Annotated in this window: 2 protein-coding genes; both read right to left on the reverse strand. The window is 57.2% G+C overall.

The window, feature by feature from the left end:
* Positions 1 to 158: 158 nt before the first annotated feature.
* Entirely contained in the window at positions 159 to 485 is a 327-nt protein-coding gene (locus AB4043_RS25785; protein WP_442300523.1) for an ArsR/SmtB family transcription factor, read from the reverse strand.
* A gap of 343 nt (positions 486 to 828) precedes the next feature.
* Positions 829 to 1321: DUF4230 domain-containing protein (locus tag AB4043_RS25790; protein WP_442308557.1), on the reverse strand; the 493-nt coding region annotated here is incomplete at its 5' end.

Here is a 1321-nt window from a genome sequence, read left to right on the forward strand (position 1 = left end):
GCGGAACTGGAACTTGTGTCCAACCGTCGGCGCGAAGTCGTTCTTCAACAGCCACTGCGCAATGAGTGGAGTTTCCGTGAGTGCCCGCCACAGCTTTTCCGGTGTATGGGGAAAGACTCTCTCGATCACAAGGGTGCGCGTATTTTCTGCGGAGCTGCTCATGGTTCCATCCTCTCTAGAAGGGCTTCCAGGCGATCAAACTTATCGCTCCAGAAGGTGCCGTAGTGCTGCAGCCAGTCCACCATCGGAGCCAGGGCATCCGGCTGCGCGCGATAGTGCGTCTCGCGTCCTTCGCGGCGATGCCGTACCAGCTTTGCCCGCTTCAACACCGTCAGGTGTTTGGAGACAGCAGGCTGCGATACGCCTGCATGGCGGGTCAATGCGTGAACGGTCTGTTCTCCCTGCCGGGTCAGCTCTTCGAAGATCGACCTGCGGGTCGGATCGGCGAGAGCCCGAAAGACGTGATTGGCATGGGCTGCTTTCACATTGAAACCATAGCCAAATGGTTATGGTTTCGTCAAGAGAAGAGGTATCGACAAATTTGGAAGTAGTAGGCTTTCGTCGCCCCATTCTTCGCGGTTTTATCGCCAAGGGTGGGGTTTGACGTGGGGTATCGCGCTTGCGCGACCGTATTTTCACCTCTCTAACGCCGGTTTAGAAAAGGGTGGTACCCGTGCTTGGGACAGTGAAGGCTGGCCCATGTCCCCGAGGGACACCACCCCAACGAACAAGTTCGTTGGGTACCCCGGACATGGGGCACCCAGTGCATGGATCATTTCGAATTTGTCGATTCTACTTGGGCTCTTCAGCGAGCCTGTAGCGGCAGCGCTACTTCACATCAACTCGCGTGAATCCCAACCCGTTCAGCATCGTAGTCACGGTCGTCTGCGCATTGCGCTTGGCGTTGTCGAGGATGCTGTCTTTCAGCGCCGCCTGTTTCAACTGCTCCTCGGCTTTGGCGCGGGTCTCAGTCTCAAGATTTTGATCGGCTGGCACGAAGAGACCTGTCGTCCGCAGATAGACGCGTGTCTTCCGGTTGTCGATATTGGCGGAGAAGAGCTCTGAAGCCGGCAACTCCACATGGATGGCGCCGTTGGCTACTTTCACATCTTCAGGTTTCAACTTGGCGAGATCGACACCGGCGATTGCCTGTCCGTGTACGACCAGTAGAAGGCGGTCGCCGAAGAGCAGATCGGGCAACACGTCGCTGCTGCGTTTCCCTTCGACGATGGTGTCCATGGAGTAGGACACGGTCTCCAGCCGCCGCAGCGATTGAATCTTCTCAATGACCACTGGCACCGAGGTGTCATAGCTTACGGGG

It is taken from the genome of Terriglobus sp. YAF25, assembly GCF_052113305.1.
Lineage (GTDB): Bacteria > Acidobacteriota > Terriglobia > Terriglobales > Acidobacteriaceae > Terriglobus.